The sequence below is a fragment of the Nitrosomonas halophila genome (genome assembly GCF_900107165.1).
Taxonomy (GTDB): Bacteria; Pseudomonadota; Gammaproteobacteria; order Burkholderiales; family Nitrosomonadaceae; genus Nitrosomonas; species Nitrosomonas halophila.
Genome location: NZ_FNOY01000010.1, coordinates 1 through 23,808 on the forward strand (window position 1 = coordinate 1; position 23,808 = coordinate 23,808).

The 23,808-nt window shown below is 54.4% G+C and carries 20 protein-coding genes and 1 pseudogene; 10 read left to right on the top strand and 11 right to left on the bottom strand.

Features of this window, described 5'->3' with window-relative positions:
* Positions 1-255: 255 nt before the first annotated feature.
* Positions 256-819: a pseudouridine synthase gene (locus BLV85_RS03755; RefSeq protein WP_090412290.1), complete on the bottom strand. Its 564-nt coding sequence runs from the start codon at positions 817-819 to the stop codon at positions 256-258.
* Positions 820-1,052: 233 nt separating this feature from the next.
* On the opposite strand from BLV85_RS03755, the gene BLV85_RS03765 reads away from it, so the two are divergent.
* The 3 genes from BLV85_RS03765 (at position 1,053) to BLV85_RS03775 (ending at position 4,737) form a co-directional block, all read left to right on the top strand.
* On the top strand, positions 1,053-1,532 hold the full coding sequence (locus BLV85_RS03765) for a hypothetical protein (RefSeq protein WP_090412294.1): 480 nt from the start codon (positions 1,053-1,055) through the stop codon (positions 1,530-1,532).
* 229 nt (positions 1,533-1,761) lie between these two features.
* The gene (acs, locus tag BLV85_RS03770; RefSeq protein WP_090412296.1) at positions 1,762-3,732 is read left to right on the top strand and encodes an acetate--CoA ligase; all 1,971 of its coding nucleotides are present in this window, start codon (positions 1,762-1,764) and stop codon (positions 3,730-3,732) included.
* 27 nt (positions 3,733-3,759) lie between these two features.
* The gene (locus tag BLV85_RS03775) at positions 3,760-4,737 is read left to right on the top strand and encodes an MBL fold metallo-hydrolase (RefSeq protein ID WP_090412298.1); all 978 of its coding nucleotides are present in this window, start codon (positions 3,760-3,762) and stop codon (positions 4,735-4,737) included.
* Here BLV85_RS03775 and BLV85_RS15090 read toward each other — a convergent pair.
* The gene (locus tag BLV85_RS15090; RefSeq protein ID WP_176973915.1) at positions 4,703-4,858 is read right to left on the bottom strand and encodes a hypothetical protein; all 156 of its coding nucleotides are present in this window, start codon (positions 4,856-4,858) and stop codon (positions 4,703-4,705) included. The two genes, BLV85_RS03775 and BLV85_RS15090, sit on opposite strands and share 35 nt — an antisense overlap.
* A gap of 65 nt (positions 4,859-4,923) precedes the next feature.
* Here BLV85_RS15090 and BLV85_RS03780 point away from each other — a divergent pair, with 65 nt between their 5' ends.
* From BLV85_RS03780 to BLV85_RS03790, 3 genes are all read left to right on the top strand, one after another.
* Complete coding sequence (locus BLV85_RS03780) at positions 4,924-5,766, top strand: alpha/beta hydrolase (RefSeq protein ID WP_090412301.1); 843 nt, start codon at positions 4,924-4,926, stop codon at positions 5,764-5,766.
* Between the two features lie 142 nt (positions 5,767-5,908).
* On the top strand, positions 5,909-7,423 hold the full coding sequence (locus tag BLV85_RS03785; protein WP_090412303.1) for an AbgT family transporter: 1,515 nt from the start codon (positions 5,909-5,911) through the stop codon (positions 7,421-7,423).
* Positions 7,424-7,694: 271 nt separating this feature from the next.
* Positions 7,695-8,579 (top strand): VOC family protein, encoded by an 885-nt coding sequence (locus tag BLV85_RS03790; RefSeq protein ID WP_218132769.1) that lies wholly within the window; start codon positions 7,695-7,697, stop codon positions 8,577-8,579.
* Positions 8,580-8,658: 79 nt separating this feature from the next.
* Here the strand turns inward: BLV85_RS03790 and BLV85_RS15425 are convergent, their stop codons facing one another.
* Positions 8,659-9,120 carry a hypothetical protein gene (locus BLV85_RS15425; RefSeq protein WP_218132775.1) on the bottom strand — a complete coding sequence of 154 codons (462 nt, stop codon included), beginning with the start codon at positions 9,118-9,120 and terminating at the stop codon, positions 8,659-8,661.
* Here BLV85_RS15425 and BLV85_RS15920 point away from each other — a divergent pair.
* From BLV85_RS15920 to BLV85_RS14825, 3 genes are all read left to right on the top strand, one after another.
* The gene (locus BLV85_RS15920; protein ID WP_218132770.1) at positions 9,073-9,423 is read left to right on the top strand and encodes a transposase; all 351 of its coding nucleotides are present in this window, start codon (positions 9,073-9,075) and stop codon (positions 9,421-9,423) included. The genes BLV85_RS15425 and BLV85_RS15920 overlap by 48 nt on opposite strands.
* An 81-nt stretch (positions 9,424-9,504) precedes the next feature.
* Positions 9,505-9,591, top strand: coding sequence for a transposase (locus tag BLV85_RS15925; protein WP_425433777.1), 87 nt, complete (start codon positions 9,505-9,507; stop codon positions 9,589-9,591).
* A 153-nt stretch (positions 9,592-9,744) separates the two neighbouring features.
* Complete coding sequence (locus tag BLV85_RS14825) at positions 9,745-9,894, top strand: hypothetical protein (RefSeq protein WP_218132771.1); 150 nt, start codon at positions 9,745-9,747, stop codon at positions 9,892-9,894.
* An 812-nt stretch (positions 9,895-10,706) separates the two neighbouring features.
* Here the strand turns inward: BLV85_RS14825 and BLV85_RS03800 are convergent.
* The 5 genes and pseudogenes from BLV85_RS03800 to BLV85_RS03820 form a co-directional block, all read right to left on the bottom strand.
* Complete coding sequence (locus BLV85_RS03800) at positions 10,707-11,993, bottom strand: arsenic transporter (protein WP_090412305.1); 1,287 nt, start codon at positions 11,991-11,993, stop codon at positions 10,707-10,709.
* Between the two features lie 4 nt (positions 11,994-11,997).
* Positions 11,998-12,471, bottom strand: coding sequence for a CBS domain-containing protein (locus BLV85_RS03805; protein WP_090412307.1), 474 nt, complete (start codon positions 12,469-12,471; stop codon positions 11,998-12,000).
* A 10-nt stretch (positions 12,472-12,481) separates the two neighbouring features.
* Positions 12,482-13,006, bottom strand: a complete 525-nt coding sequence (locus tag BLV85_RS15880; RefSeq protein ID WP_342707032.1) for a hypothetical protein — start codon at positions 13,004-13,006, stop codon at positions 12,482-12,484.
* Between the two features lie 39 nt (positions 13,007-13,045).
* Positions 13,046-13,121 (bottom strand): annotated as a pseudogene (locus tag BLV85_RS03815) (arsenate reductase/protein-tyrosine-phosphatase family protein); the annotation flags it as partial.
* Complete coding sequence (locus tag BLV85_RS03820) at positions 13,118-13,489, bottom strand: ArsR/SmtB family transcription factor (RefSeq protein WP_090412309.1); 372 nt, start codon at positions 13,487-13,489, stop codon at positions 13,118-13,120. The gene BLV85_RS03820 and the pseudogene BLV85_RS03815, both read right to left, overlap by 4 nt.
* 678 nt (positions 13,490-14,167) lie before the next feature.
* On the opposite strand from BLV85_RS03820, the gene BLV85_RS03825 reads away from it, so the two are divergent.
* Complete coding sequence (locus tag BLV85_RS03825) at positions 14,168-15,496, top strand: MATE family efflux transporter (RefSeq protein WP_218132772.1); 1,329 nt, start codon at positions 14,168-14,170, stop codon at positions 15,494-15,496.
* A gap of 88 nt (positions 15,497-15,584) precedes the next feature.
* Here the strand turns inward: BLV85_RS03825 and BLV85_RS03830 are convergent, their stop codons facing one another.
* The 3 genes from BLV85_RS03830 to ilvA all read right to left on the bottom strand — a co-directional run bounded on the left by BLV85_RS03830 (position 15,585) and on the right by ilvA (position 23,667).
* Positions 15,585-16,934: an MFS transporter gene (locus BLV85_RS03830; RefSeq protein WP_090412313.1), complete on the bottom strand. Its 1,350-nt coding sequence runs from the start codon at positions 16,932-16,934 to the stop codon at positions 15,585-15,587.
* Between the two features lie 898 nt (positions 16,935-17,832).
* Positions 17,833-21,717 (bottom strand): FimL-related protein, encoded by a 3,885-nt coding sequence (locus tag BLV85_RS03840; protein ID WP_090412317.1) that lies wholly within the window; start codon positions 21,715-21,717, stop codon positions 17,833-17,835.
* Between the two features lie 438 nt (positions 21,718-22,155).
* Entirely contained in the window at positions 22,156-23,667 is a 1,512-nt protein-coding gene (gene ilvA, locus BLV85_RS03845) for a threonine ammonia-lyase, biosynthetic (protein ID WP_090412383.1), read from the bottom strand.
* Between the last annotated feature and the right edge of the window lie 141 nt (positions 23,668-23,808).

The following is a 23,808-nucleotide window of genomic DNA, read 5'->3' on the forward strand; positions in this document are numbered from 1 at the left end:
ATCGCAAACTCGTTTTGTTGGTGGTATAGGAACCCCAATATTACGAGTTTGTTTCTATCTATTAAATACTTATCTTAAAACGTCAACAGACCCTAGGAGGCTGCCCGATAATAGACTGATCTACTGCGGACGAACCTGCCAAGCTGGATTTTCCGATCCTTTTCGTTGAATAGAACCACTATTCGCCTCAAATGATCGAAAAATCCCGCTCAGCCAGCTTCGCCCTCGCTACGATCGCTATTCTCGGACAGCCTCCTAGCGCCTGCGCGGCCCAACCGGCACGTCCACTCTGCGCCACTGGCCGGGTGCCAATCCCTGCAGCGACCAGGGGCCGATCGCGGTCCGAATCAATCGCAGGGTAGGAAAACCTGCTTTCGCGGTCATTCGCCGAACCTGACGATTCTTGCCTTCTTTCAGTACGATTTCCAGCCATCTGGTCGGTACGGTCCTGCGAAAACGCACCGGTGGCACGCGTGGCCACAATCCATCCGGTTCGGCCACCTGGCGCGCTTGACAGGGGCGCGTCACGAAATCACCCAGGTCGATACCTTTGCGCAACTTCTGCAAGGCCGCTTCATCCGGCTCGCCTTCCACCTGAACGAGATAAGTCTTGGGTAATTTGTGGCGGGGATCGGCAATTCGATGCTGTAACAGTCCATCATCAGTCAACAGCAACAGCCCTTCACTGTCGGTATCCAAGCGCCCGGCCGGATAAACGCCCGCTATCGGAATGAAATCCTTGAGGATCTGCCGGTCACCGTCACTGGAAAATTGGCAAATTACGCCAAACGGCTTATTGAACAGGATAAGCTGCCCCATCAGACCCGCTGCGCCCGTCTGCGCGCAACCAGAAAAATTTGTCGAGACATCGTTGTAAGGCCTTCTTCGCCGAATAAGCTTTCCCATCATTATCACGTGGATCTAAACCGAGGGGCAACTTTTGACGGCCACAGGCATCACGGCATGCCAGCTGGAAGACTGGCCAGACATCAGTTTCCAACCTGCTGTTATAGTATGCTGTACGGACACGTATCTTCCAGGAGGCCCCCATCATGAAAAACTCGATTATCGCAACAGCCATGCTTGTGGCCGCGTGCGCAACTATTGATAAACCGAGAGAAAAGCCAGTTCTTTATACGGACAATGTTACCGGCAATCATGCTGAGCTTGCACTTTGCGTGACCCAACGATTGCAGGCGGATAGCAGGTGGTCGGTGCGCATGCTGCAGTTCAGAAACCGCTCCTATCAAGCTATCGATGCATCGGAAATTATCGCTTATGACGTGCGCTTGATGCCGGGTACTTTTGCGCGCAACATCCCGACCAATCCTGACGCAGTCATGGACTATCATGCTTATCCAAGGCTGGAAGTGGTGCATTCCTATGACGAAAGCACTGAAGCGTACACCCAGCCCGCTTACAGATTTTCCTTGATAATCAAAGAAACTGAGGCGGCAAGCGTCACGGCCACTCTCAAAGGAGACAGGCATCTGGGCAATATTGCCTGGCAACATTTACAGGCATGTTCTTAGAATGCCGGCAGAGCGGTTATTTGCCAGGCCGCCGGCAGCCTGACGAGCCCTGAGTATACCCGGTGTGTACACAATCTGTTATGGCCTGATTACTGAACGCGGGATTTCCAAACAATTCCCGGACATTGCGAATGCCAATTAACAAGGAATTTTATCGACTACGAAATGCCACGCCAAAAGCAAATGGTACAATAACACCAGTTGATTAATTGTTACGCGAGGATCCAGTATGGCTACGATTGAATCTATCCTGCATGAAACCCGAGTATTTTCTCCTTCCGCCGAATTTGCCAAGCGCGCCAATATCTCCGGAATGGCAGCGTATCAGGCATTGTGTGATGAGGCCAAAAGCGATTACGCCGGTTTCTGGGGAAGATTGGCGCGTGATCATATTAACTGGCACAAACCGTTCACGCGCGTGCTGGATGAATCCAATGCCCCTTTCTACAAGTGGTTTGATGATGGTGAACTGAATGTTTCCTGGAATTGCCTGGACCGTCATCTTGCGACGCAAGGGGATAAAACTGCGATCATTTTTGAATCCGACGAGGGTGAAATCACGCATTGCAGCTATCGCGAATTGCATGAACAAGTCTGCCAATTTGCCAATGGCCTGAAATCGCTCGGGGTCAAGCAAGGTGACCGGGTCGTCATCTACATGCCGATGCGTATTGAAGCAGTGATAGCGATGCAGGCCTGTGCGCGAATCGGCGCGATCCATTCAGTGGTATTTGGCGGTTTCTCGGCCAAAAGTGTACACGAGCGTATCGTCGATGCCGGCGCAAGCGTGGTGATCACAGCCGATGAGCAAACACGGGGTGGCAAGCACCATGCGTTGAAAGCCACTGTGGATGAAGCGATGAGCATGGGAAATACCGACCTGGTTCGTGCTGTCGTGGTCTATCGGCATACCGGCACCGATATCGGCTGGCAACCCGGGCGGGATAAGTGGTGGCATGAGCTCGTCGAGGGACAAGCAAGTGAATGTGAGCCCGTCTGGGTGAATGCCGAGCATCCTTTGTTTACACTGTATACCTCCGGCTCTACCGGCAAGCCCAAAGGGGTGCAGCACGCCACGGCCGGTTACCTGCTGGGCGTGATGACCAGCATGCACTGGATTTTCGATTACCAGCCGGACGACATCTTCTGGTGCACGGCTGACGTGGGCTGGATCACCGGCCACAGTTACGTCACTTACGGACCGCTTGCCATGGGGGCAACCCAGGTGATTTTTGAAGGCGTCCCCACCTATCCCGATGCCGGACGTTTCTGGAAAATTGTCCAGGATCACAAGGTCACGACTTTTTATACCGCGCCGACAGCCATTCGCTCACTGATGAAGCTGGGGCCGGATCTGCCCCAGCAGTATGATCTTTCTTCCCTCCGTTTGCTGGGCTCGGTCGGGGAGCCGATCAACCCCGAGGCCTGGATGTGGTATTACACCGAAGTTGGCCAATCGCGCTGTCCGGTGGTCGACACCTGGTGGCAAACTGAAACCGGCTGCCATATGATCGCACCGGCGCCCGGCGCGGTTCCGCTCAAGCCCGGCTCCTGCACACTGCCGTTACCGGGAATCGATGCGGCAGTGGTCGACGAAGCAGGACACGAAGTCGAGCCGGGTTATGGCGGTTTCCTGGTGATCAAACGCCCCTTCCCCTCTCAGCTGCGCACCTTATGGAATGATCCGGAGCGGTTCAAGAGAGCGTATTTTCCGCATGATATCGGGGGCGGGCGCTATTATCTCGCTGGCGACTCTGCACACTGCGATAAGGATGGCTACTTCTGGATTATGGGGCGCGCCGATGATGTACTGAATGTTTCAGGCCACCGGTTGGGCACCATGGAAATTGAATCGGCATTGGTGGCACACCCCTATGTGACCGAAGCCGCGGTGGTCGGCAGGCCGCATGAAGTCAAGGGGGAAACGATCGTTGCGTTCGTCGTGCTGAAGAACAAATTACCGCAAGGCGATCAAGTGGCTGAAATCACGGCAACCCTGCGGGACTGGGTCGCAAAGGAAATCGGCCCGATCGCCCGCCCCGAGGAAATCCGCTTCGGTGAGAATCTACCCAAGACCCGTTCGGGAAAAATCATGCGGCGGCTCCTGCGCGCCCTGGCCAAAGGTGAGGAAATCACTCAGGATACTTCCACCTTGGAGAATCCAGCGATACTGGAACAATTAAAGCAACCTGCACCCTAACATCTGACTGGCATAACTATTATTTCGATGGAACAACTTCCCTCTATCACTGATTACCCGGCTGGGATCAGCGTCATCGACGCGCAATATCATCGTCCTGGGCGTGCAGCGATTCACCTGATGGTGGAAAACGGCGTTGCTGCGCTGGTGGATACCGGCACCCGCTACTCGGTGCCAGGGGTGATGGCGGCCCTGGCCCACAAGCGCATCGCCCCGGAACAAGTCGCTTATATTTTTCTCACCCACATTCATCTTGACCATGCCGGGGGCGCCAGCGAGTTCATGCGGCAACTGCCTAACGCCAAGCTGATCGTCCACCCGCGCGGCGCCTCGCACATGGCCAATCCGGTCAAACTGATCGCGGGTGTCATGGCGGTTTATGGTGAAGCCAAATTCCGGCGCATGTATGGCGAAATCCACCCGATTGCGGCAGACCGCATCATCAGCGCGCCGAATGGCACCTGCATCGAACTGAATGGCCGGCCGCTGCATCTGCTGGATACACCGGGACACGCACGCCATCACTACTGCATCCACGATGCGCGCAGTCAGTCGATTTTTACCGGTGATACATTTGGCGTTTCCTACCGGGAGTTCGATGTAAATGGGTTGGAATTCGTTTTTCCGACCACTTCACCGGTTCAGTTCGATCCTGATGCCGCCCATGCGTCCCTTGACCGGCTCATGGCGCTCGATCCCAAGCACGCTTTTCTCACGCATTATGGCCGCATCGATAACTTGCCCCATCATGCATTGCACATGCACGCCCTGATCGATGCCTTTGTCGCTATTGCACAGCAAGCCCCACCATACCCGGACCGGCATGCGGCTATTGCGCATGCTCTGCAGGACTTGCTGCTGCAACGGCTCATGGCACACGGCTGTATATTGCCGCAAGACGCGATATTATCCCTGCTGCAAATAGACATCGAACTGAATGCACAAGGATTGGGAATCTGGCTCGATCAAATCACCCGGCAGCCGGCACAAACCGTACAGTCATAGCCAGTCCGGCATTCGCCGCCTCGCCAGAGCGAAAATCCTGCCGGGCTGGGCCGACTTGCCGAATGTCGTCTTGCGGCAGCACCGCACTGATAACCGTTCGCACAAATAGGCTTTTAGGCATGTTCAATGACAGTTTTTGGTTTAAGCTTGGAGGACTTGCTGTTTCCTCACAGGTGCTAAAAATCCATGAAACGCATGATAGTCTCGCTTACCACCAGCCTGTTTGCAGTCTGGCTGCTGTTTTCTTTGCTGCTGTATATCCTGCAACCGATATTCATTTATTTTCCTGACAATGCCGTCCGGATGAAGCCCCCAGGTTTTGGTCTGCACCATGAAACAGTCACACTGACCACGGCCGATGGCGTAAACATAAACGGCTGGTGGCTACCGCATGAAAATCCACGCGCAACGATGCTCTTCCTGCACGGGAATGCGGGCAACATTTCGCATAGATTGCAGAAGCTGCAAATCTACAACCGGCTGGGACTGTCTGTCTTGATCGTTGACTACCGGGGTTATGGCCTGAGCGAAGGCACTCCAACCGAACAGGGCACTTATCTGGATGCCGAGGCGGCATGGGCCTATCTGACACAAGTACGCCGCATTCCGGCCCGCGATATCGTGCTCTACGGTGAATCCCTTGGGGGCGTAATCGCGGCCAGGCAAGCCAGCCAGGTCGCAGCGGGTGCCTTGATACTCGAATCGACCTTTACTTCCGTCAGGGATATGGGCAAGCATTACTATCCTTTCCTGCCGGTCAATCTGATCACGCGCATCCACTATCCCGCGCTGGAGTATATCCAGGCAGTCGCCAGTCCCGTCCTGGTCATACACAGTCCAGCCGATGAAATCGTGCCATACGAAATGGGACGAAGACTATTTGAGGCGGCAAGCCCCCCCAAGGATTTTCTGGAGATCAAGGGAGACCACAATGGCGGCTTCCTGCGTAGTGGCGAGTTATACACCGATGGGCTGGATCAGTTTATTCAAAAGCATTTCGATCAGCCTCCAAACCGTCTGGAAAGTTAACTCCCATACATCGAAGGCTATGACACTGTTTGGACATTTCCGTCTTGGGCCCAGCAATCATCCTTCACCGGTTTTACGGTGCGCAAGCGCACCCTACCGCACTCCGCCCAAACAACTTCTATGACCCACAATATAAAAAGCGATGCGCATCCTTGATCGGATAGAACAAATCGGCAACCGGCTGCCGCACCCGGCAACCCTGTTTCTGATCGGATTGGGCCTGGTGATTGCCCTATCCTGTTTGGCGTCCCTGCTGGACTGGACGATTATTCATCCTGTCACTGACGAGCCATTGGTTGCCAACAACCTCGCCTCCAGCGCCGGGGTATGGTGGCTGCTCAGTCACCTGGTGGAAAACTTCATCAGGTTTCCTCCGCTGGCAATCGTCCTGGTCGGCATGCTCGGCATCGGCATGGCCGAGCGCACGGGTTTGCTGGCAGCGGCGCTGCGCTATCTGGTCGTGCGCATTCCCCCGGCATGGCTGACACCCGCCACATTGTTCCTTGGAATTATGTCATCGATTGCTGTCGATGCCGGCTACGTGGTGTTGCCACCGGTTGCGGCAGTGCTTTACATGGCAGCAGGCCGCTCCCCGCTGACCGGGATTGCAGTCGCCTTTGCCGGTGTCTCGTCCGGCTTTAGCGCCAACTTGTTCATCACTGCGCTCGAACCGCTGCTCGCGGGTTTCACGCAAAGCGGCGCAACGCTGATTGTGCCGGAATATCAGGTGGCCGTGACAGCCAACTGGTGGTTCATGATTGCATCGACCTTTGTGCTCACACTCACTGGCTGGTGGGTGACAGTCCGCTGGGTGGAACCCATGAGCAGCCGTTACACCATCACCTCCGGCCGGCAAGAGCCTGTTCTGGGCGAGCAGCTTGCCGAATCGGAAAACAAAGCGCTGCGTCAGGCATTACTCGCGCTGCTCGTGACTTTCGCTGTTTTTCTACTGTGCATCCTGCTGCCAGGTGCCCCCCTGTATGGCGAAGGGGTGCGTTTCTCACGCTGGATTGAGGCCACGGTGCCGCTGCTGTTCCTGATATTTGTCATCCCCGGGGTTGTTTTTGGCATCAGTGCGGGGTACATCAAAAACGACAAGGATGCCGCCCACCTCATGGGAGACACCCTGGCAGCCCTCGGCCCGTATATCGTCCTGGCTTTTTTTGCCGCGCAATTCGTGGAAGCCTTCAAGTATAGCGGCCTCGGAGAAATGCTCGCCATTGCCGGCGGGCAGATGCTGGTGGCGGCACAAATTCCCGCGCCGGTACTGCTGAGTGGGTTTGTCGTACTGGCCATGCTGGCCAACTTGCTGATCGGCTCAGCCTCGGCCAAATATGCCTTTCTGGCGCCGGTGTTCGTGCCCATGCTGATGCTGGCAGGACTCAGCCCCGAGCTCACGCAGGCCGCTTACCGTGTTGGGGATTCGGTCACGAATGTGATTACTCCGCTCAACCCCTACATGATCATCATCCTGGCCTTTGTGCAAAAATATGCGAAGGATGCCGGCATGGGCACGCTGATTGCCATGATGCTGCCCTATGCCCTGGCATTTGCAGTAGTCTGGATTCTGCTGTTGGTTGGCTGGTGGCTACTGGATATACCGCTCGGACCGGGAGGTGGCCTGTTATTCGATTTACAGGCGGAAAAAGGCCGCTAAGGAGCCGTGAAGGAATAAGTGTGACAATTGGGTGCGTCTGGTGGGATGCAATGCAATGCAAGGCGAGAGGAGGAGTCATAGCAAGGCTATGGCGACGACGAGTAACGCCGCAGTGCGCCCGCCAGATGCGATCCAAGTGTTACAGTTATTTATGAGCGACTCCTAACCATAGCTTTTGGGTTGTTGACACTGAATCGGCGCAGGGTGCATTGCATGCAGTGAGCAGAACCGGGTCGTCCGGTTTTGTGGCTATATCATGAGAGGAATCTAAGTGAAACACTTGCAGATCAAAAATATTCTTTTTCTGTGCACGGCGAATGCTGCACGCAGCCAGATCGCAGAGGGACTGGCGCGCAACCTTCTCGGCCCCAGCACCAACATCATGAGCGCTGGCGCTCAACCCACAGCGGTCCATCCCTACGCGATCGAAACCATGGCTGAGATCGGTATCGATATTTCCCGCCAGCGATCGACATCAGAAATGGACATCGATCCCGCCAGCATCGATCTCGTTATCACCTTATGTGCTGAAAGGGTCTGCCCATCCCTGCCAGCGAACATCAGGCATCTCCATTGGCCGATCCCCGACCCGGTTCCGGACGATCCGGCGCTGGCACCCGATGCAATACGGGCGCACTTCCAAGTCACGCGGGATCAGATCCAGGCACGTATAGAAATTCTGGCAAGTCTGCTCAATATACCCCCAGGACCACTGCCACAGGAATTCCATGGCAGCATCCGGGTAAACAGCCTGCCTCATAGTGTCCGCTTTTATGCCTGGCTGCTCGACATATGGCCCAAGGAATGGACACACCGTTATGCGACATTCATCCGCCCGGATCTGAATCTCAACTTCGTCCTGCTGGTTTCGGACGGCAAAGCCCTGCACCATGATACGCTCTACCATCTTGGCATTGGCGTTGCCAACCGGAACGAGGTGATCGAGGCCTACCACCGGGCAATCGCCGTCGGCGCCCAGGTCGAGAAACCGCCGCGCACAACCTGGAAAGGCACCCCCCTGCACGAGCTATGGCTCAAGGATCCGGATGACAACCTGGTCGAGATTTATGCGCGCCTGACCGACGACGAGCTTTTGCAGAAACCCGAGAATGAAGCGCCGTCCTATCTGGTACCCGGCACGGCGCCACCACCGTGACAGATTTGCCTGCAACCAAAATCCCCGGCTGACCATTACCGGGAAAAACCAACCGTATCAATCATTCAGAGGCACGCACTCAATCCGCAACATAGAAGAACTGGGCGGGACCACTACGACGAATACAAGAAGCAGTACGGTGACGAGCCGGAGTTGATCGAAGAAATGATGAAAAACGAACGCTTTGTGCTGCCGCCCTGTATGCGTGCCGTTTTGAGCCCGACAGCAGCTTCAGCGCAGCGCCAATAGCGCCATGGTACACATCTATCGGCACATTGGCCGCTTGATCATTTAATATAAACAACGAAAACAATATCATGATCAACAAAAAAGCCGAGGAAGCGTTATCCGAGTAATCTGAGCAATTGAGCATGGCGTTATTTGAAACCACATCTGCCAGTATCAGCCGTGGGGAGGCCGCGGGAGTTGAGTATGCGTCAGTTGTTAAATGTGATTTTGTATATTTTGAAGACAGGGTTGCCAATGGCGGCAATTGCCTCGTGAATTCCCGGCCTGGTGCTCGGTTTATTACTATTTTCACCGCTGGTCTCATGACGGGACATGGGAACGCCTTCATCATTTGTTGCGTTCCCGCTTGCGAGAGAAATGTGGACGACACAAACAACCGACGGCAGGCTGCCTGGACAGCCAAAGCGTCAAATGCAGCGCAGTTCCTGGGCAACGTGGTTTTGATGCAGGTAAGAAGATCAATGGCCGTAAACGCCATATTCTGGTGGACATACTGGGATTACTGTTGACGGTTGTAGTGACTGTTCCAGTGTACAGGACCGTGACGGTGCTCGCCTGCTGTTCCGTCATCTGCCGGGCGGGTGCAAAAGATTGAGGAAGATTTGGGTGGATGGTGGCTATAGTGGTCGCTTGGTAGACTGGGTTGCCGAGCGGTTTAAATTCTGTCTGGAGGTGGTTGCGCCCAAGGAAAACCAGGAAGTTTGTGCTACTGCCTCGTCGCTGGGTAGTTGAGCGTACTTTTGGCTGGCTGAAAAATTACTGAAAGATTCAGTTATACGAAATTTCCGGATAACTGCCGCTGATTACACCGTCATTCCCGCGCAGGCGGGAATCCATATCGCCTGCGGTAAACAACCGCAAACATGGCTGATCAGGCTGAAAGGCGAGACAACAAAATATCTGGAGGAATTGGGCCATGAGTAACCTGAGCTTTGCAAAACTCGATGTCCTGAAGGCCAAGCTGGGTGCCTCCCGCCCGCTGAATATAGAGGTCGCCAACAATCTGCATGATAACTTGGTGCTGAATGGACGCACCACAGCAACGCCATTGAAGGGAACACACTGACCCTGAAAGAAACCAAGGTCGCACTGGAATTAAATGAGTGACAGGTGGTAGGTGGTAGGGGTGGACGCTTACGGATGAACTGGTATTTTCGCCAATGATAAATTCACTTTCATCCTTCACACTAAACCAGGATGTTAAAATATGGACTATGCATCTGCAACTGCGCCACAATACGCTCCGCTTCCACCGCGACGGCTGCGGGAAGGTTAACTTCAAAGAAGCTCGCCTAGCCGACCATGAGTGCTTCGATGCGCGCGCGCAAGGCAGGCCAGAGCGACCGGTCTACCGGATAATGTTCCCCGGTAGCGTTGAACGGAAAAAATCGTACGTTAAGCTATCACCTGCAGATTTAACCATAGCACAGTGTATCAAAAGCCGGCAGCACATCCATTCGATACGTTCTTTGCCGGCCCTTTAGCCTTCTCAATGTTGCTGCTGTGCGTGCAAACTGGATGGGTAGTACTACTACTCATAGCTGCTGGGCACACACCCCTTTGCGGCACTCATACTTGGCACGGCTCCGATTCACGATGGCGTCAGCGGCAAGTATCACTGGCACGCCCACCACTGTGGTCAGTGATACACTCACCTAGTACTCCGTTCCGCCAAACCGCTTACATGAAATCGCGCCTTCGCCTGTCATGCGTTGTTGCAAATCCTTGCCATAGCTACGGCTATGACTGCGGTTTGCGCCTAGCCTGGCAGGCGAATCCATCGATTTCATTTGCAAGCTAATTGACGGAACGGAGTACTAGAGGCAGGGCCACCGTCAACTCGAAGAAATCGGAAATGCAAATCAGCGCCCAGGAATATCATGTGATACTCAAGCGCAGCGCCAGCGCAGCCAAGGTTGCCGCGAGCACGGGAACAGTAAGTATGACACCCACCTTAAAATAATATCCCCAGGTGATCATTATGCCCTTGCGCGCCAGCACATGCAGCCAGAGCAGCGTCGCCAGTGAGCCGATAGGCGTGATCTTCGGCCCCAGGTCGCTACCGATCACGTTGGCATAGATCATGGCCTCCTTAACCACCTCTGACGCACTTGCCTCATCGATGGACAGCGCCACCACCATCACCGTTGGCATGTTGTTCATGATGGAAGAAAGCAGTGCCGCCAGGAAGCCCGTCCCGAACGCGGCCCCCCACACGCCGCCCTGCGCGAATTGATCAAGCAGGACGGCGATCTCATTCGTCAAGCCCTGGTTGCGCAGGCCGTAGACCACGAGGTACATCCCCAGCGAAAAGATGACGATCTGCCAAGGCGCCTCGCGGACTACCTTGCCGATACTGATGACACCTCCCCGTGCCGCGGTAGTGAGCAGGATCACTGCACCTACAGCGGCCACAGCGCTGACCGGAACCCCCATCGGCTCGAGACCGAAGAATCCGAGGAGCAGCAACACTAGCACGGCCCAGCCCATGCGGAATGTGGCCCGATCGCGGATGGCCTCGTGCGGCATTTTTAGCTGATTCATGTCATAGGAAACCGGCAGGCTACGGCTGAAGTAGAGCAACAGCACGACAAGCGACACGATGACGGCCACAAGGTTTACCGGCACCATCACGACAGCATAGCGGTTGAACCCGATGCCGAAGAAGTCGGCCGAGACGATATTGACTAGGTTGGATACGACAAGCGGCAGGCTCGCCACATCGGCGATAAACCCCGCTGCCATGACGAAGGCCAATGTAGCGGCAGGACCGTAACCGAGTGCCAGTAGCATGGCCATGACGATGGGAGTGAGGATCAGTGCCGCGCCGTCGTTGGCGAATAGCGCGGCCACCGCCGCCCCGAGCAGGACGATGAGCACGAACAACAACCGGCTGCGCCCACCGCCCCAGCGCGCCACGTGCAGAGCGGCCCACTCGAAGAACCCAGCCTCGTCCAGGAGCAAGCTTATGATGATGATGGCGATGAACGCTGCGGTGGCATTCCAGACAATGTCCCAGACGATAGGAATGTCCTCGAGGTGAACGACGCCGGCCAATAGCGCCATGATGGCGCCGATGGAAGCGCTCCACCCGATGCCGAGGCCCCTGGGCTGCCAGATCACCAGCACCAGGGTGGCAATGAAAATAAGCAGTGCGACAAGCATGCCGTTAATCCTCCCTCTTGAGCGGGTTTTCCATTTTTTTCAGGTGACCCAGCAGATCGATGCGGGAAATAACACCGATCACCTTGCCTGCCTCCATCACAGGCAACGAAACCAGGCGATGATTTACCATCAACCGCGCGGCCACGGAAGGATCCATGTCCGGCCCCACGGTATGGATTTCGGCGGTCATCACCTCCGCAGCGGTGCGTCCCTCGGCTTTGCCCGGTGCGTGGCCGCGAGGGTTGAGGAAGGAGATGTAGAAGTTCTCCTTCCAGACCGATTCGCGAGGTTCGAGACGCTCATCGGCGCCGCGGTAGACCAGGTCCGCCGCCGTAACAATGCCGAGCAGGCGACCGGCTTCATCGACCACCGGCATCCCGTTGATGCGGTGCTTCAGCAGCAGATTCGCGATTTCCTCGACAGGGGTATCGGGCCGAACAGTCAGGGGGTCGGGGGTCATGTAGTTGCGGATCAACATAGCTGTACTCCTAGGTTTGAGTTTGAACAAGGGCCCGCAGGCGTTCCACGCCGACCGGCTCATCCTTCAGCAACGGAACAACCGCATAGCGATCCGCATACTGATTCGCCACGGCGTTGATTTCGCTTAGCTCGTTGGCGGCGCGCTGGCGCAACAACGGTGATTTGACCGAGGCCGCCGCCACGCTGGTATTGATAATCCATGCCCACGGCTCGAGCTCAACTGTGTCACGCGGGAGTACGGTCAACGTAGCGGGGATATTCTTGAGCGCCGTTTGTTCCCGTTCGTGGATCGCCGCGGCGAGTGGGTCATTGTCCGCTTCGATGCTGGGCAGGATACCGTTGATGAGGAGATGCCGCTGTTTGAGGCCGATAGCAGCCAACTCTTCATGGGGGTGCGCGCCACTTCGCGCAGTGTCGCCTGCTGTGCGCGTGCGACCAGCACGAGACGTGTTTGCATTGGATCGGCCAAGGTTTTGACAGCCGCCTTGTACTGGACGCGCTGTTTCTCCAGGCCGGCCAGCGGGCCAAGACACGAGGCGTCGCCCTTGCCCGCTTCCAGGAAACCCGACCATGCGCCAGGTGGTTGAAAGTCGCCTCAGCCAGAATGGAACGACAGGAGTACCCGGTACAAAGGAAAAGAATATTCATATCGTCGTCGTTTTGGTGGGGATGGGGACAGTCGTAGCCTTGAAACCCTTAGAAGCAATACGCATTTCAATGCACTCAGCTGGGCTGCCTGAACAGCATTCTTCGGTGAGATACACGATCAAGTCCAGCATTAACGGGATATCTGCGCGATAGCGCTGGAAGCGCCCCTCCTGTTCAACCGTCACCAGGTGAGCTTGTGACAACGCCTTTAAGTGGAAGGAAAGGTTTGCCGGGGGCACATCCAGCATGGCAGCAATCTCGCCAGCCACCATGCCTTCTGGTCCCTTCTTGACCAGCAGTCTGAACACATCCAGACGTAGCCCTGATGAGAGAGATTCGAAGATAGATGTCGCAATTTGTTTCTCCATTGTTGAATAATACAACAACTATTTAAATAATATTAACCGTAAGGTTATGCATCTGTTTAAGCTATCTCTTACCCTGAATATTGCATCAATGAAGGAGGCAATTCCTTCTAAATGTTTTATAAAAATGTTTTATAATTCAGTTATCTAGTACTCCGTTCCGCCAAATCGCTTACATGAAATCGCGCCTTCGCCTGGCAGGCGTTGTTGCAAATCCTCGCCATAGCTGCGGCTATGACTGCGGTTTGCGCCTAGCCTGGCAGGCGAATCCATCGATTTCATTTGTAAGCTAATTGACGGAACTGAGTACTAGGCAGTATTGGTGCATTGGCTCTGAATTTTGATGCAACCGATAATGCGGTTGCACGGCAAACAATCAGGAAGGCCATTCTTTCACAGCTACTATGATCAGTAATGCCCATACCAGAAACTCTTTCTTTCATGCTGCAGCCAAACTGACACCCGGATAGCACGTTCCAACATTTCAAGCTGATTTCTTCCGCAGAAAATGAATCTGCGGGAATCAGCTACGCTTCAAACACTCTAAAATTGCAATTTAATACGACTTTATACCTATACCCAAATCTACTGCGAAATCCGAAATATCAAGGCAAACTTGAAGAAAAATCCAATCTAGATGACATGCTTTATTATCGGACCATCAAAATTTTGATATAGCCAGTGCCCTCCCCGACTCGTCCCTTTGCCGTGACTCATCGCATGGTCTTCAATCTGGCCGTGCCGATGACGCTCGCCTACCTGACAACACCGCTGCTGGGACTGGTCGATACGGCCGTGGTTGGCAGATTGGGCGAGGCGTCACTGATCGGTGGATTGGCGGTGGGCGCCATTCTGATCGATTTGGCGCTGACAACCTTCAATTTTTTGCGCTCTGGCACGACTGGTCTAACTGCCCAGGCTTTTGGCCGAGCCGACGCAGTTGAAATTCAGGCGACGCTATTGCGCTCCCTGATGATTGGCGTGACTTGCGGCCTGATCCTGCTGGCACTGACCCCGCTGCTGCTGGCGATTGGACTGTATCTGATGGATCCTGGCGACAAGGTTGCCATAGCGACCCAGCAATATGTACAGATCCGCATGTTTGGCGCGCCGCTGGCATTGGGCAATTACGCGGTGCTGGGCTGGCTGATTGGATTGGGCCGGACAAAAACTGGTCTGTTACTGCAGATCGTACTCAACGGCACCAATATCGCGCTCTCCTTCCTGATGGGTCTGCACTTGGGATTCGGCATCGAGGGCGTTGCGGCGGCCACTGTCATCAGCGAATTACTTGCCCTGTTGCTCGGCCTGAGTATTTGCCATCGATTGCTTGCAGGGAATAAGCGCCCATCCAGCGAGCGATTGTTTGATCGCGCCGCCCTCTGGCGGCTGGCCAATCTCAATGCCGATATCATGCTGCGCTCCTTCGCCCTGCTCTTCGCCTTCGCATTCTTTACCGCTCAGGGGGCTGAATTGGGCGAGCAGACACTGGCGGCAAATGCCGTATTGATGAATTTCCTCATGATCGCTGGTTATTTTCTTGACGGGCTGGCAACCTCTGCCGAGCAGCTGGTTGGACGCGCCATCGGTGCCAATTACCGCGCGGGTTTTGTGCGCAGCCTGCGTCTCACCCTGGCCTGGAATTTGTGCATGGCCGCTTTGCTCTCGCTGATTTTTGGCCTGTTTGGCGAGACCTTAATCGCAGTGATGACCACGCTGGAATCAGTGCGAATGGAAGCATCGCACTATCTGTTACTCGCTGCTTTGCTGCCGCTCACCGGCGTGCTGGCGTTCCAGATGGATGGTGTCTTTATCGGTGCAACCTGGTCGCGCGAGATGAGCCGGATGATGCTGGTTTCGCTCAGTGCCTATTTGATCGCATGGTGGCTGCTGCAGGATTTTGCCAACACCGGTCTGTGGCTTGCCTTGCATATCTTTCTGCTGGTGCGCGGCCTGACTCTGTCCGTGCGTCTGCCGGTCAGAGTCAGGCAGGCCTTCAGGCAATCATGAGTAGCAACATTTGGCTGGCATTTACTGGAATCACATTGAAATTCATCAGGCCGGACAGCAACAGGCATGCTACCGCTCCCGGTCAGGCTCATTTCCGGTCAGCTGATTCGACCGGGTCAACTGCCGTTTCAGCTGCTGTTTCAGCTGCTGTTTCAGCTGCTGTTTCAGCTGCCAGCGGATCTGGATGAGAATCCTGGTATGCCTCAAAATCTTCCTGCCGTGGATCCAATTCCAGAATGACCGTGGTTGAAACAGGCGCCACCCCCACACAGTGGGTCTGTTCCTCGACTGTCGGGTCTCGTTCCTTCAACGAAGAACGTATGCCCAGCAGCAATAACAGCGACAACGCAGCAGCTGTCAGGAAAAACAATCCCGGTGGTCCCAGCCAGGTGACCGAGAATCCTCCCAGGATCGGCCCGATTACGCTGCCCAGACCAGCCGAAAACAGCATGGTCGCGCTGGCAGGAACAATTTGATGATGAACAAGCATGTCATGCGTCAGGGCCAGGCATAACGGATAGATGCAGGCAACGAGCCCATAAAACAGCGATACGCTCAAATATAGCCAGAGTATTGATTGGTCCCCCAGCCATGCGGCCACCAGCCCGGCAGCAATTGAACCGCCGATGACCACCAGAATCAATATGCGCCGGGGCACAAAATCCGACAAAAGGCCAATTGGCCACTGCAGAAGCATGGCAGCCAGAATAGCCAGCCCCATGAATGCCGCCACTTGCCCGACATCCAGCCCGGACCGGACGGCAAAGATTGGACCAATCGCGGCAAATGCGCTCAATGCAATCGCACTGAACAAGGCGCCTGCAACACCCAGGGCTGACTTTCGCCAAAGTTCCAGTATGCCCAGACGTTCCCCTGCCTCCAGCTCCGGCGCTGGGGAACGCGTGAGCGACAATGGAATCAATGACACAACAATTAGAATGGCCGCAACAATAAACAAATGATGTGTGGCTGGATCACCCCATCCAATCAGGAATTGGCCGAGTGATGCCGCCAGATAAAACAGTACCATGTAAGTGGCGAGCAGTTTGCCGCGAGTTTCTGCTGTTGCGCGGGTATTGGCCCAGCTCTCGGTAATCAGCATCAGCCCTGCGATACAGAAACCCAGGACCAGACGCAACACGCCCCAACCGATAACTGAAATATGGATGGAATGCAGCAGTGCAACCGCACCAGCAACAGCGCCAAATACCGCAAAAGCCCGAATATGCCCCACACGCCGGATCACATGTATCCCGAAAAGTGAGCCGAGCACAAAGCCGATGGAAAAGAAAGCCAGAACCGTCCCGGCAATGCCGGCCCGGTAACCTTCGAGTTCCATTCTGAGCGCAATCACTGTTCCCAACAGATTGTTGCCCATTACCAGGAGTATGAGGCTAAGAAATAGGGCGACAATACTGAGTAATGTTTGAAGTAGCATCACAGAATCCCAAAAAAATCATTAAAACGATTCCAGCGAATGCAGTCTGTCACATGACGTCACCCCGCAACCCGGTTTTGGCAAGCAACCTGGCAGTATTATTGGAAAAACGCTGCAGTCGGCATCAGCTCCTCCGCAAAGCGGATAACATATTGGGTATTGGGGCACAGGACAAGAGCAAGCTTACGACAGGATCATGCCAAGAAACAACAATGCTGCCATGTGCCTGAAAATTGCGTCATCCACCATAAAGCAAACTCACCCATGGCGGGGCACCACATGTTTTTTGAGAAATCCAACTATCTGCCCAGCAGAACACTCAAATCAGCATCAGCCGGCGAATTCAGGATAAAACTGCCGTCACGGGATGGCGTAGCAGTCCGCATTTCGGATGACTGCGTCACCCTATGATCAATTTGGATCTAGAATGACAGACTCATTCTGGAAGAAATTATGTAATCGTTCAATCTGTCTCTGAATTATTTTCAGTGACAGTGTAGTGCATGCAATGCGTCCTGGACGAATATCATGCTTGCCTGAAACGAGCATCAAGCACCACTGCTTTTTAGTATAAGCTACTTGGGTTGACATGGCTAATCGTAGCCGACGCGCAATGACGGTTGCCGGAAAAAGAACTCGCTTCGCGATTCTCAGCCGCCGGTTTTTATGGTGCCCAAGCGCACCCTACCGCACTCTGCCCTCCTTGCCAGACAGGTAGCAGGAAAGGTTATCCATAGTTTTAAAAGCAGTACATATTGACACCTATCCTGCTGCGGCATGATCACCCGAGTTCAGTGTTTCTAAACTGCTTCCAACCCCAAAACTGCATTCGACGACTGCGGTTGTGGGATTAAAATGTCTGGTCTTGCCGACTGTCCAACCGCCTCATGCTGCTGGGTCAGCCCACACTCTCAACAGCTTGCGCAGCACTTTCCGGCAAAGGTTCGCTGGAGCCGTCTGGAGCGGATGACGATGCCAGCAGCGAACCTTCTTTTGCTTGCCGGTATTGCAGAAGTTTGAGCGGATCGATAATCAGTATGGTCATGTCTTCTCCTATCATGGCCGCACCGGCCAAACCGGGTACACGCGATAATTGTGCACCGAGATCTTTCATGACGATCTCGCACCGCCCGGCCAGTTCGCCGGCATGGAGTGCCAAGCGGCTTTGATCGGATTGTAGCAACAGTATTCGCTGATAGCATTTGATCACGGGAGCCTGATCGGCTTCTCCCAGCAGATGCGGGAGATAGCTCACCGGATAGCGTTCTCCCTGCCAATCGATGCCTCCGGTCTGGTAGGCGGTTGTCAAGGTCATATCATCCATTTCCAGAACCTGTGTCACGAGTGGTACCGAAATGCCGTATATGTTGCCAGCCACGCTGGCGACCCAGGTACGCGTAACGGTCTGCGACGCTGGCAAACGCAATGTGCAAGTCATCCTTTGGTTATGTTCGGCAGTGATGGCGATGCTGACACCGATTGCTGCCAGTGCATGCTGGAAATCATCCAGGCTATCGCTTGTGCCACATACTTTATCCAGCACCTCGTCCGAGGCAGTCATTTCAGGTTGATGTACTTTCCCGCTCTGGTGAAAGTGCGCGCCAGCCGGCTGAATGCCGCCAGCTGATAATGTGATGATGAAGCCATTGCCTTCCTGGCGCAGATTGAGCGTGATCTGACCGGTTTCCGCTCTGCCAGCCTGGCACGGTTCATCGGCTGATTCGGTCCCATGTTGCAGAACGCCCCGCAGCACATGCGTGAGTGGTGCTCTGATGGTCTCAAGCATCCTCTGCTCAATCGCCAGATCTTCTCCCTGAATAATGAAATTGATCTGTCTGTCTGTATCTCGAGCGCTTTCGCTGACCACCTGCTGCAGCTGTGTGCACAAATGCGAAAGGGGCTTGAAGCGTATGTTGTCCAGTGTCTGCTGTAACTGGTAATTGAGATGCACTTGCTGGTCCAAAGCCGACTTAGCAGCCTGCTGGGTTGCCAGCAGATTTTGATGGACGCTCAGCAGCTCGTCTAGCTCCATCTCCAGTTGCTGGGTTAATTGCGGCAAGTGTATGGAATGGTCTGGCTGCCCAGCCTCTGCCGGGACCGGATTTTCGGCTGACGATGAGGGCGTGCCGGGTGAATAGCTATCTGCTCCTGTTTTTGCTGCATGCAGGCGTTCACGCATGTGGCGGATACTTGTGCCCAGATGCTGCAGCTGCTGCTCAAAGCCATATAGTTGTTTCTCGACTTGTGAACGGGCCACACTCGCCTCGCTCGCATCATCCACCAGACAGTCGATCAAACCGGCTTCCACCTGCAGAATGGAGGCCTGTCCACCGGTCCCAATCGCTACAGGCTGATTGCAGACAGGCACAGACGGTATGGTATGCGCAGCGGTCTGATGGGATCCGGATTCGCTGGCCTCTCCTACGATCGGGGTTTGGGCCGCTTGATCTATTGGAGCACTGCCTGCATCAGATAGGGTATGCTCGCTGACTGTTTCTGTCACCAGGCTCGTGACTGCCTGATCCATCGACTGGGGCTGATCCTGCTCCACTGCCATGACTGGTTGGCACAAGCCCTCGTCTGATGGAACGCTGGCGGAGGATTGACTGGCTTCAAGCATGAAGCTCCTGATCTGCTCAATCAAGGCTGCGGCCTCGATTTCGACTTCCCCATTTTTGGCGAGCTGCGCACACCAGACACCAAAATGCTCATGGCTTTCTGCCAGCAGCGCCAACAGGCAATCCGTTGCAGGGGCTTGCTCGCCCAGCCAGCGATTCATGAGTTGTTCGATGCGCCAGGCAACCTCACCCAGATCCGGTAGTGCTACCATGCGGCCACTTTCCTTCAGTGTATGGAAACCTTGCCGGATGGCGGCCAGTGCTTCCAGGTCGGCAGGGTTGTAGCGGCATGCCTGCAAATTCTCGGCGATGCTGGCCAGCACGTCATTGCACTCATCAAGAAAGATTGTCAGCAAGTCTGTATCGATCATGGATTCGCTGCTTTCCGGGGAGGCAGCGGTTGATTGCGGAAGAGGCTCGCTGCCGGTATCAAGCGCTTGATCGGCTGGAGACTGATCAAACATGCTGATGGCGGCTTCCACCAGCGCTTCCCGATCTGGTTGAGGATTTCCGAGGGTTTCAATATAGAAACTAAAACTGCTGAGTGCATCAGCCAGCAAAGTTTGTTCGCCAGGATGCGCTGATTCGGCCGGATTCATCAGTTTCTTGGCCTGGCCATGGCATAAATCGAGCAAGATGCCGGCACGATCGAGCTCGAGCATGGCCAACATGCCGCCAATCTGTGTAAATAACCGTGGCAGCATGGACAAATCATCACGAGCTCCGGCATCGATAAAAAATCGCTCGAGAATGTCTTCAATTTGCGTCAGATTGGCGCGTATTTCCTGCGTGACCTGCTGCATCAACGCTTGCGCCTGCGCCGGATCCGTATCCTGATGTGTTTCAGGCGCATCGGCCGAAGATGGCGCCACTGTTTCACCAGCCATTAACGCATGTATACGGCGAGCAAGCAATGCCGCCTTTGATGACAGCTCCGGGGGAAGCTGCTGGATATTGTCCAGCATATTATCCATCAGTGCCAGGCTACCCGTTATCGCCAGCAAAATGCTGTCGTCCTCGCCAGCTGCTGGCATGCTCAATCCGGACCAAGCGTCGTGCACCGCTCCGAGCAATGTTTTCAGCGGCGGACAATTCGACTTAGCAGCAAGAACCTGGAATTGCTCGGACAAGGCCGTTAAAGTGGCTCGATCTTCCGCTTCTTCGAAGCTAAACCGGTACCAGCGGTCGGTGATATCGCTCAACAAGGCACGCATGGCCTCCAATTCGGACGCCGGCAACACCAGGTCTTCCTCCGCGATTTCCGCCAGCGGGTCTAAATTATCGAATGCAGTCAGCAATTGCTGCCAGTCATAGACACGATTGATTTCCTGCAATCGTTCACTCACTGGCTGACAACGTGCGACGCGGTACAGGAGCTCCCTGGTCAACTGATCGGCAACGGTGTGCGCTTCGTTATTGAGCCGCCTGATTTCCTGCTCAATTTTTCCGCAGAGCCGGCGGATGGAATGATCAACACTCTGCTCTTGATGCAGCAGGCTGTCCAGAAAACCGGTAGAAATCCACCAAAAAGCTCTCTGTTCGATTGGTGCCGGCAGCTGCTCGATCATGCGTACGGCATCGATCATTTGCAGCAGACTTTGCTTGTTGCCCGAGTCCCGCAGCCAATTGACCAGGCCAGTCTGGAATAACGTGCGCGCCTGCCGGGCGGCCGTTTGCCTGGCAGGCGTATCAAGATCGGATGATGCCGGGGTGAGCGGCAATGATTCACGCATGCTGGGAAAAAACAAATCGCTTGCGGGAACCTCCTCCAATCCCTGCACCTGCATGATCTTACGATAGACAGGAAACAGTTTGGCGGGATTGTCCTCCCCGCCATCCACCAATGCATTCAAGTAACGCTCTATCGACCGCAAGGATTGGCTGACCACCTGAAGCGTATCGGGCTGCGATGCTATTTTTTGCTCGCACAGGGACTTGAGCAAGGCTTCCAGCTTCTGGCTCACAAATGCAATCCCGCTCAGTCCCAGCATTTCCAGCATACCGTTAAGTTGATGGGTGTAATAATGACAATTTTCGATTTGCTGGCCATCAGCAGGATTGCTGGTATAGGACTCCAGATGACGGTAAATCAGGCGAAAAATCTGCGCAATCGCTTCTCTAATGCCGACGACGGAAGATATATCGATTTTGGTCTCAGTATTCATTGCACGGCTTTCCTAAATCTTGAGAATGAGAGTAAGTATTCCACATTGAACAATCAGCTGGCACGGATGCAAGCCTTTGCACCGGGTCATCATGGACCAGGAGGCCATGGTGCGCTGCCATCTGGCTGGCTGCAATCAGATATCAGATGCATGAAAATTATATTGACATATCCGGACACCACGATAGAGTAATCGCAGACTGCTGGAGACAAAAATGCAAAGAAGTTCGTAAAAACAGCGCTTATCGGTACTTTGCAGCAATAGCAAAATCAGATTTCTGGCAGCGGCCGGAGAGTTGTGCCCGCTCGTTGCGGCATGAGAAGGTGCATGAAGGGGGGGCGGCAAGCAGCAATGCGGGTTGATCGATGCCGTTTTTATCGAAACCAACCCGCTCGCGGTATGCGGCAGATTCGATATGAACCTGGCTGATTCAGGTTGTCAACCGAGAAAAAGCTTATAGGCGGGGTTGGTGCTTTCTTCCCAGTAGCGATAACCCAGCTTGTCAAGGAAATCCCTGAATTCGTGTTTTTCGTTTGGCGGCACTTCCATCCCGACCAGCACGCGGCCAAAATCTGCGCCATGATTGCGGTAATGGAACAAGCTGATGTTCCAATGGTGGCTCATATGATTCAGAAAATTCATGAGCGCACCCGGTCTGTCCGGGAACTCAAAACGATACAGGATTTCATGTTTGACATCCCGGGAGCGGCCACCCACCATATGACGGATATGCAGCTTTGCCATCTCGTTAGCCGTCATGTCTTCGGTACGCAGACCGCTATCCCGCAGACTCTGGATTAAATGCAAAGCTTCTTCGCGGTTACGCACCGATACACCGACAAAGACATGGGCTTCCTTGGGATCGGCATACCGGTAATTGAATTCTGTAATGCTGCGGGCACCCAGCAAGCTGCAGAACTTCTTGAAACTGCCGGGTTGTTCGGGAATCGTTACAGCCATGACCGCTTCCCTTTGCTCACCAAGTTCCGCGCGCTCGGAAATATGGCGTAACCGGTCAAAATTCATATTGGCGCCGGAAGCCACCGCGACCAGCGTTTCATGCTGCAGATTTTCCCGCTCGACATAAGCCTTCAAGCCAGCGACGGACAGCGCACCGGAAGGCTCGACGATGGCACGGGTATCTTCAAAAATATCCTTGATGGCCGCACAGATCGCATCGGAATCGACCAGCAATATTTCATCGACCAGTTCCCGGCATATGCGAAAGGTTTCCTTGCCTACCATTCGAACCGCGACACCATCGGCAAACAATCCCACCTGCGACAGTTTCACGCGCCTTTTGTTTTTCAGGGAACGATGCATCGCGTCGGAATCGACTGGCTCGACACCTATGATCTTGATATTGGGATCGAGCCGTTTTACATAGGATGCAATGCCGGCAATCAGGCCCCCCCCGCCTATCGGCACGAAGATTGCATGGATCTTGCCTGTATGCTGACGCAGGATCTCCATCCCTATCGTTCCCTGCCCGGCAATGACTTCCGGATCATCATAGGGATGGACAAAAGTTGCATCTTCCTTTCTTGTCAGCTTCAATGCGTACTCATACGCATCGTTATAGGAATCACCATGCAACAGAACCGTCGCACCCAGAGCCATCACAGCGTTGATCTTGATCTGGGGCGTGGTTGCCGGCATGACAATGGTGGCCGAACAGCCGAGTTTGCTCGCAGCCAAGGCCACGCCTTGGGCATGATTACCAGCTGAGGCAGCGATCACGCCATGCTGGAGCAAATCTGGGGGGATTTTCGCCATCTTGTTGTAGGCTCCCCGCAGCTTGAAGGAAAATACTTGCTGCATGTCTTCTCTTTTGAGAAAGACTCGGTTGTGCATGCGCGCTGACAAAGACGCCGCCCGATCCAATGGGGTTTCTATGGCGACATCGTAGACACGGGCCGTGAGTATTTTTTCAAGGTAATTATTCTTCATGGGATATATTGGATGATCGGCAGCAACAGCAGCCTGAAACAGCATAACCTGGCTACAATTCCAAACCATCGCTATACTATGGCCGATTTGATCAGCGCGTCCTGCCTGGCATGGCTGACAGAAAACATTGGTTACATTTTA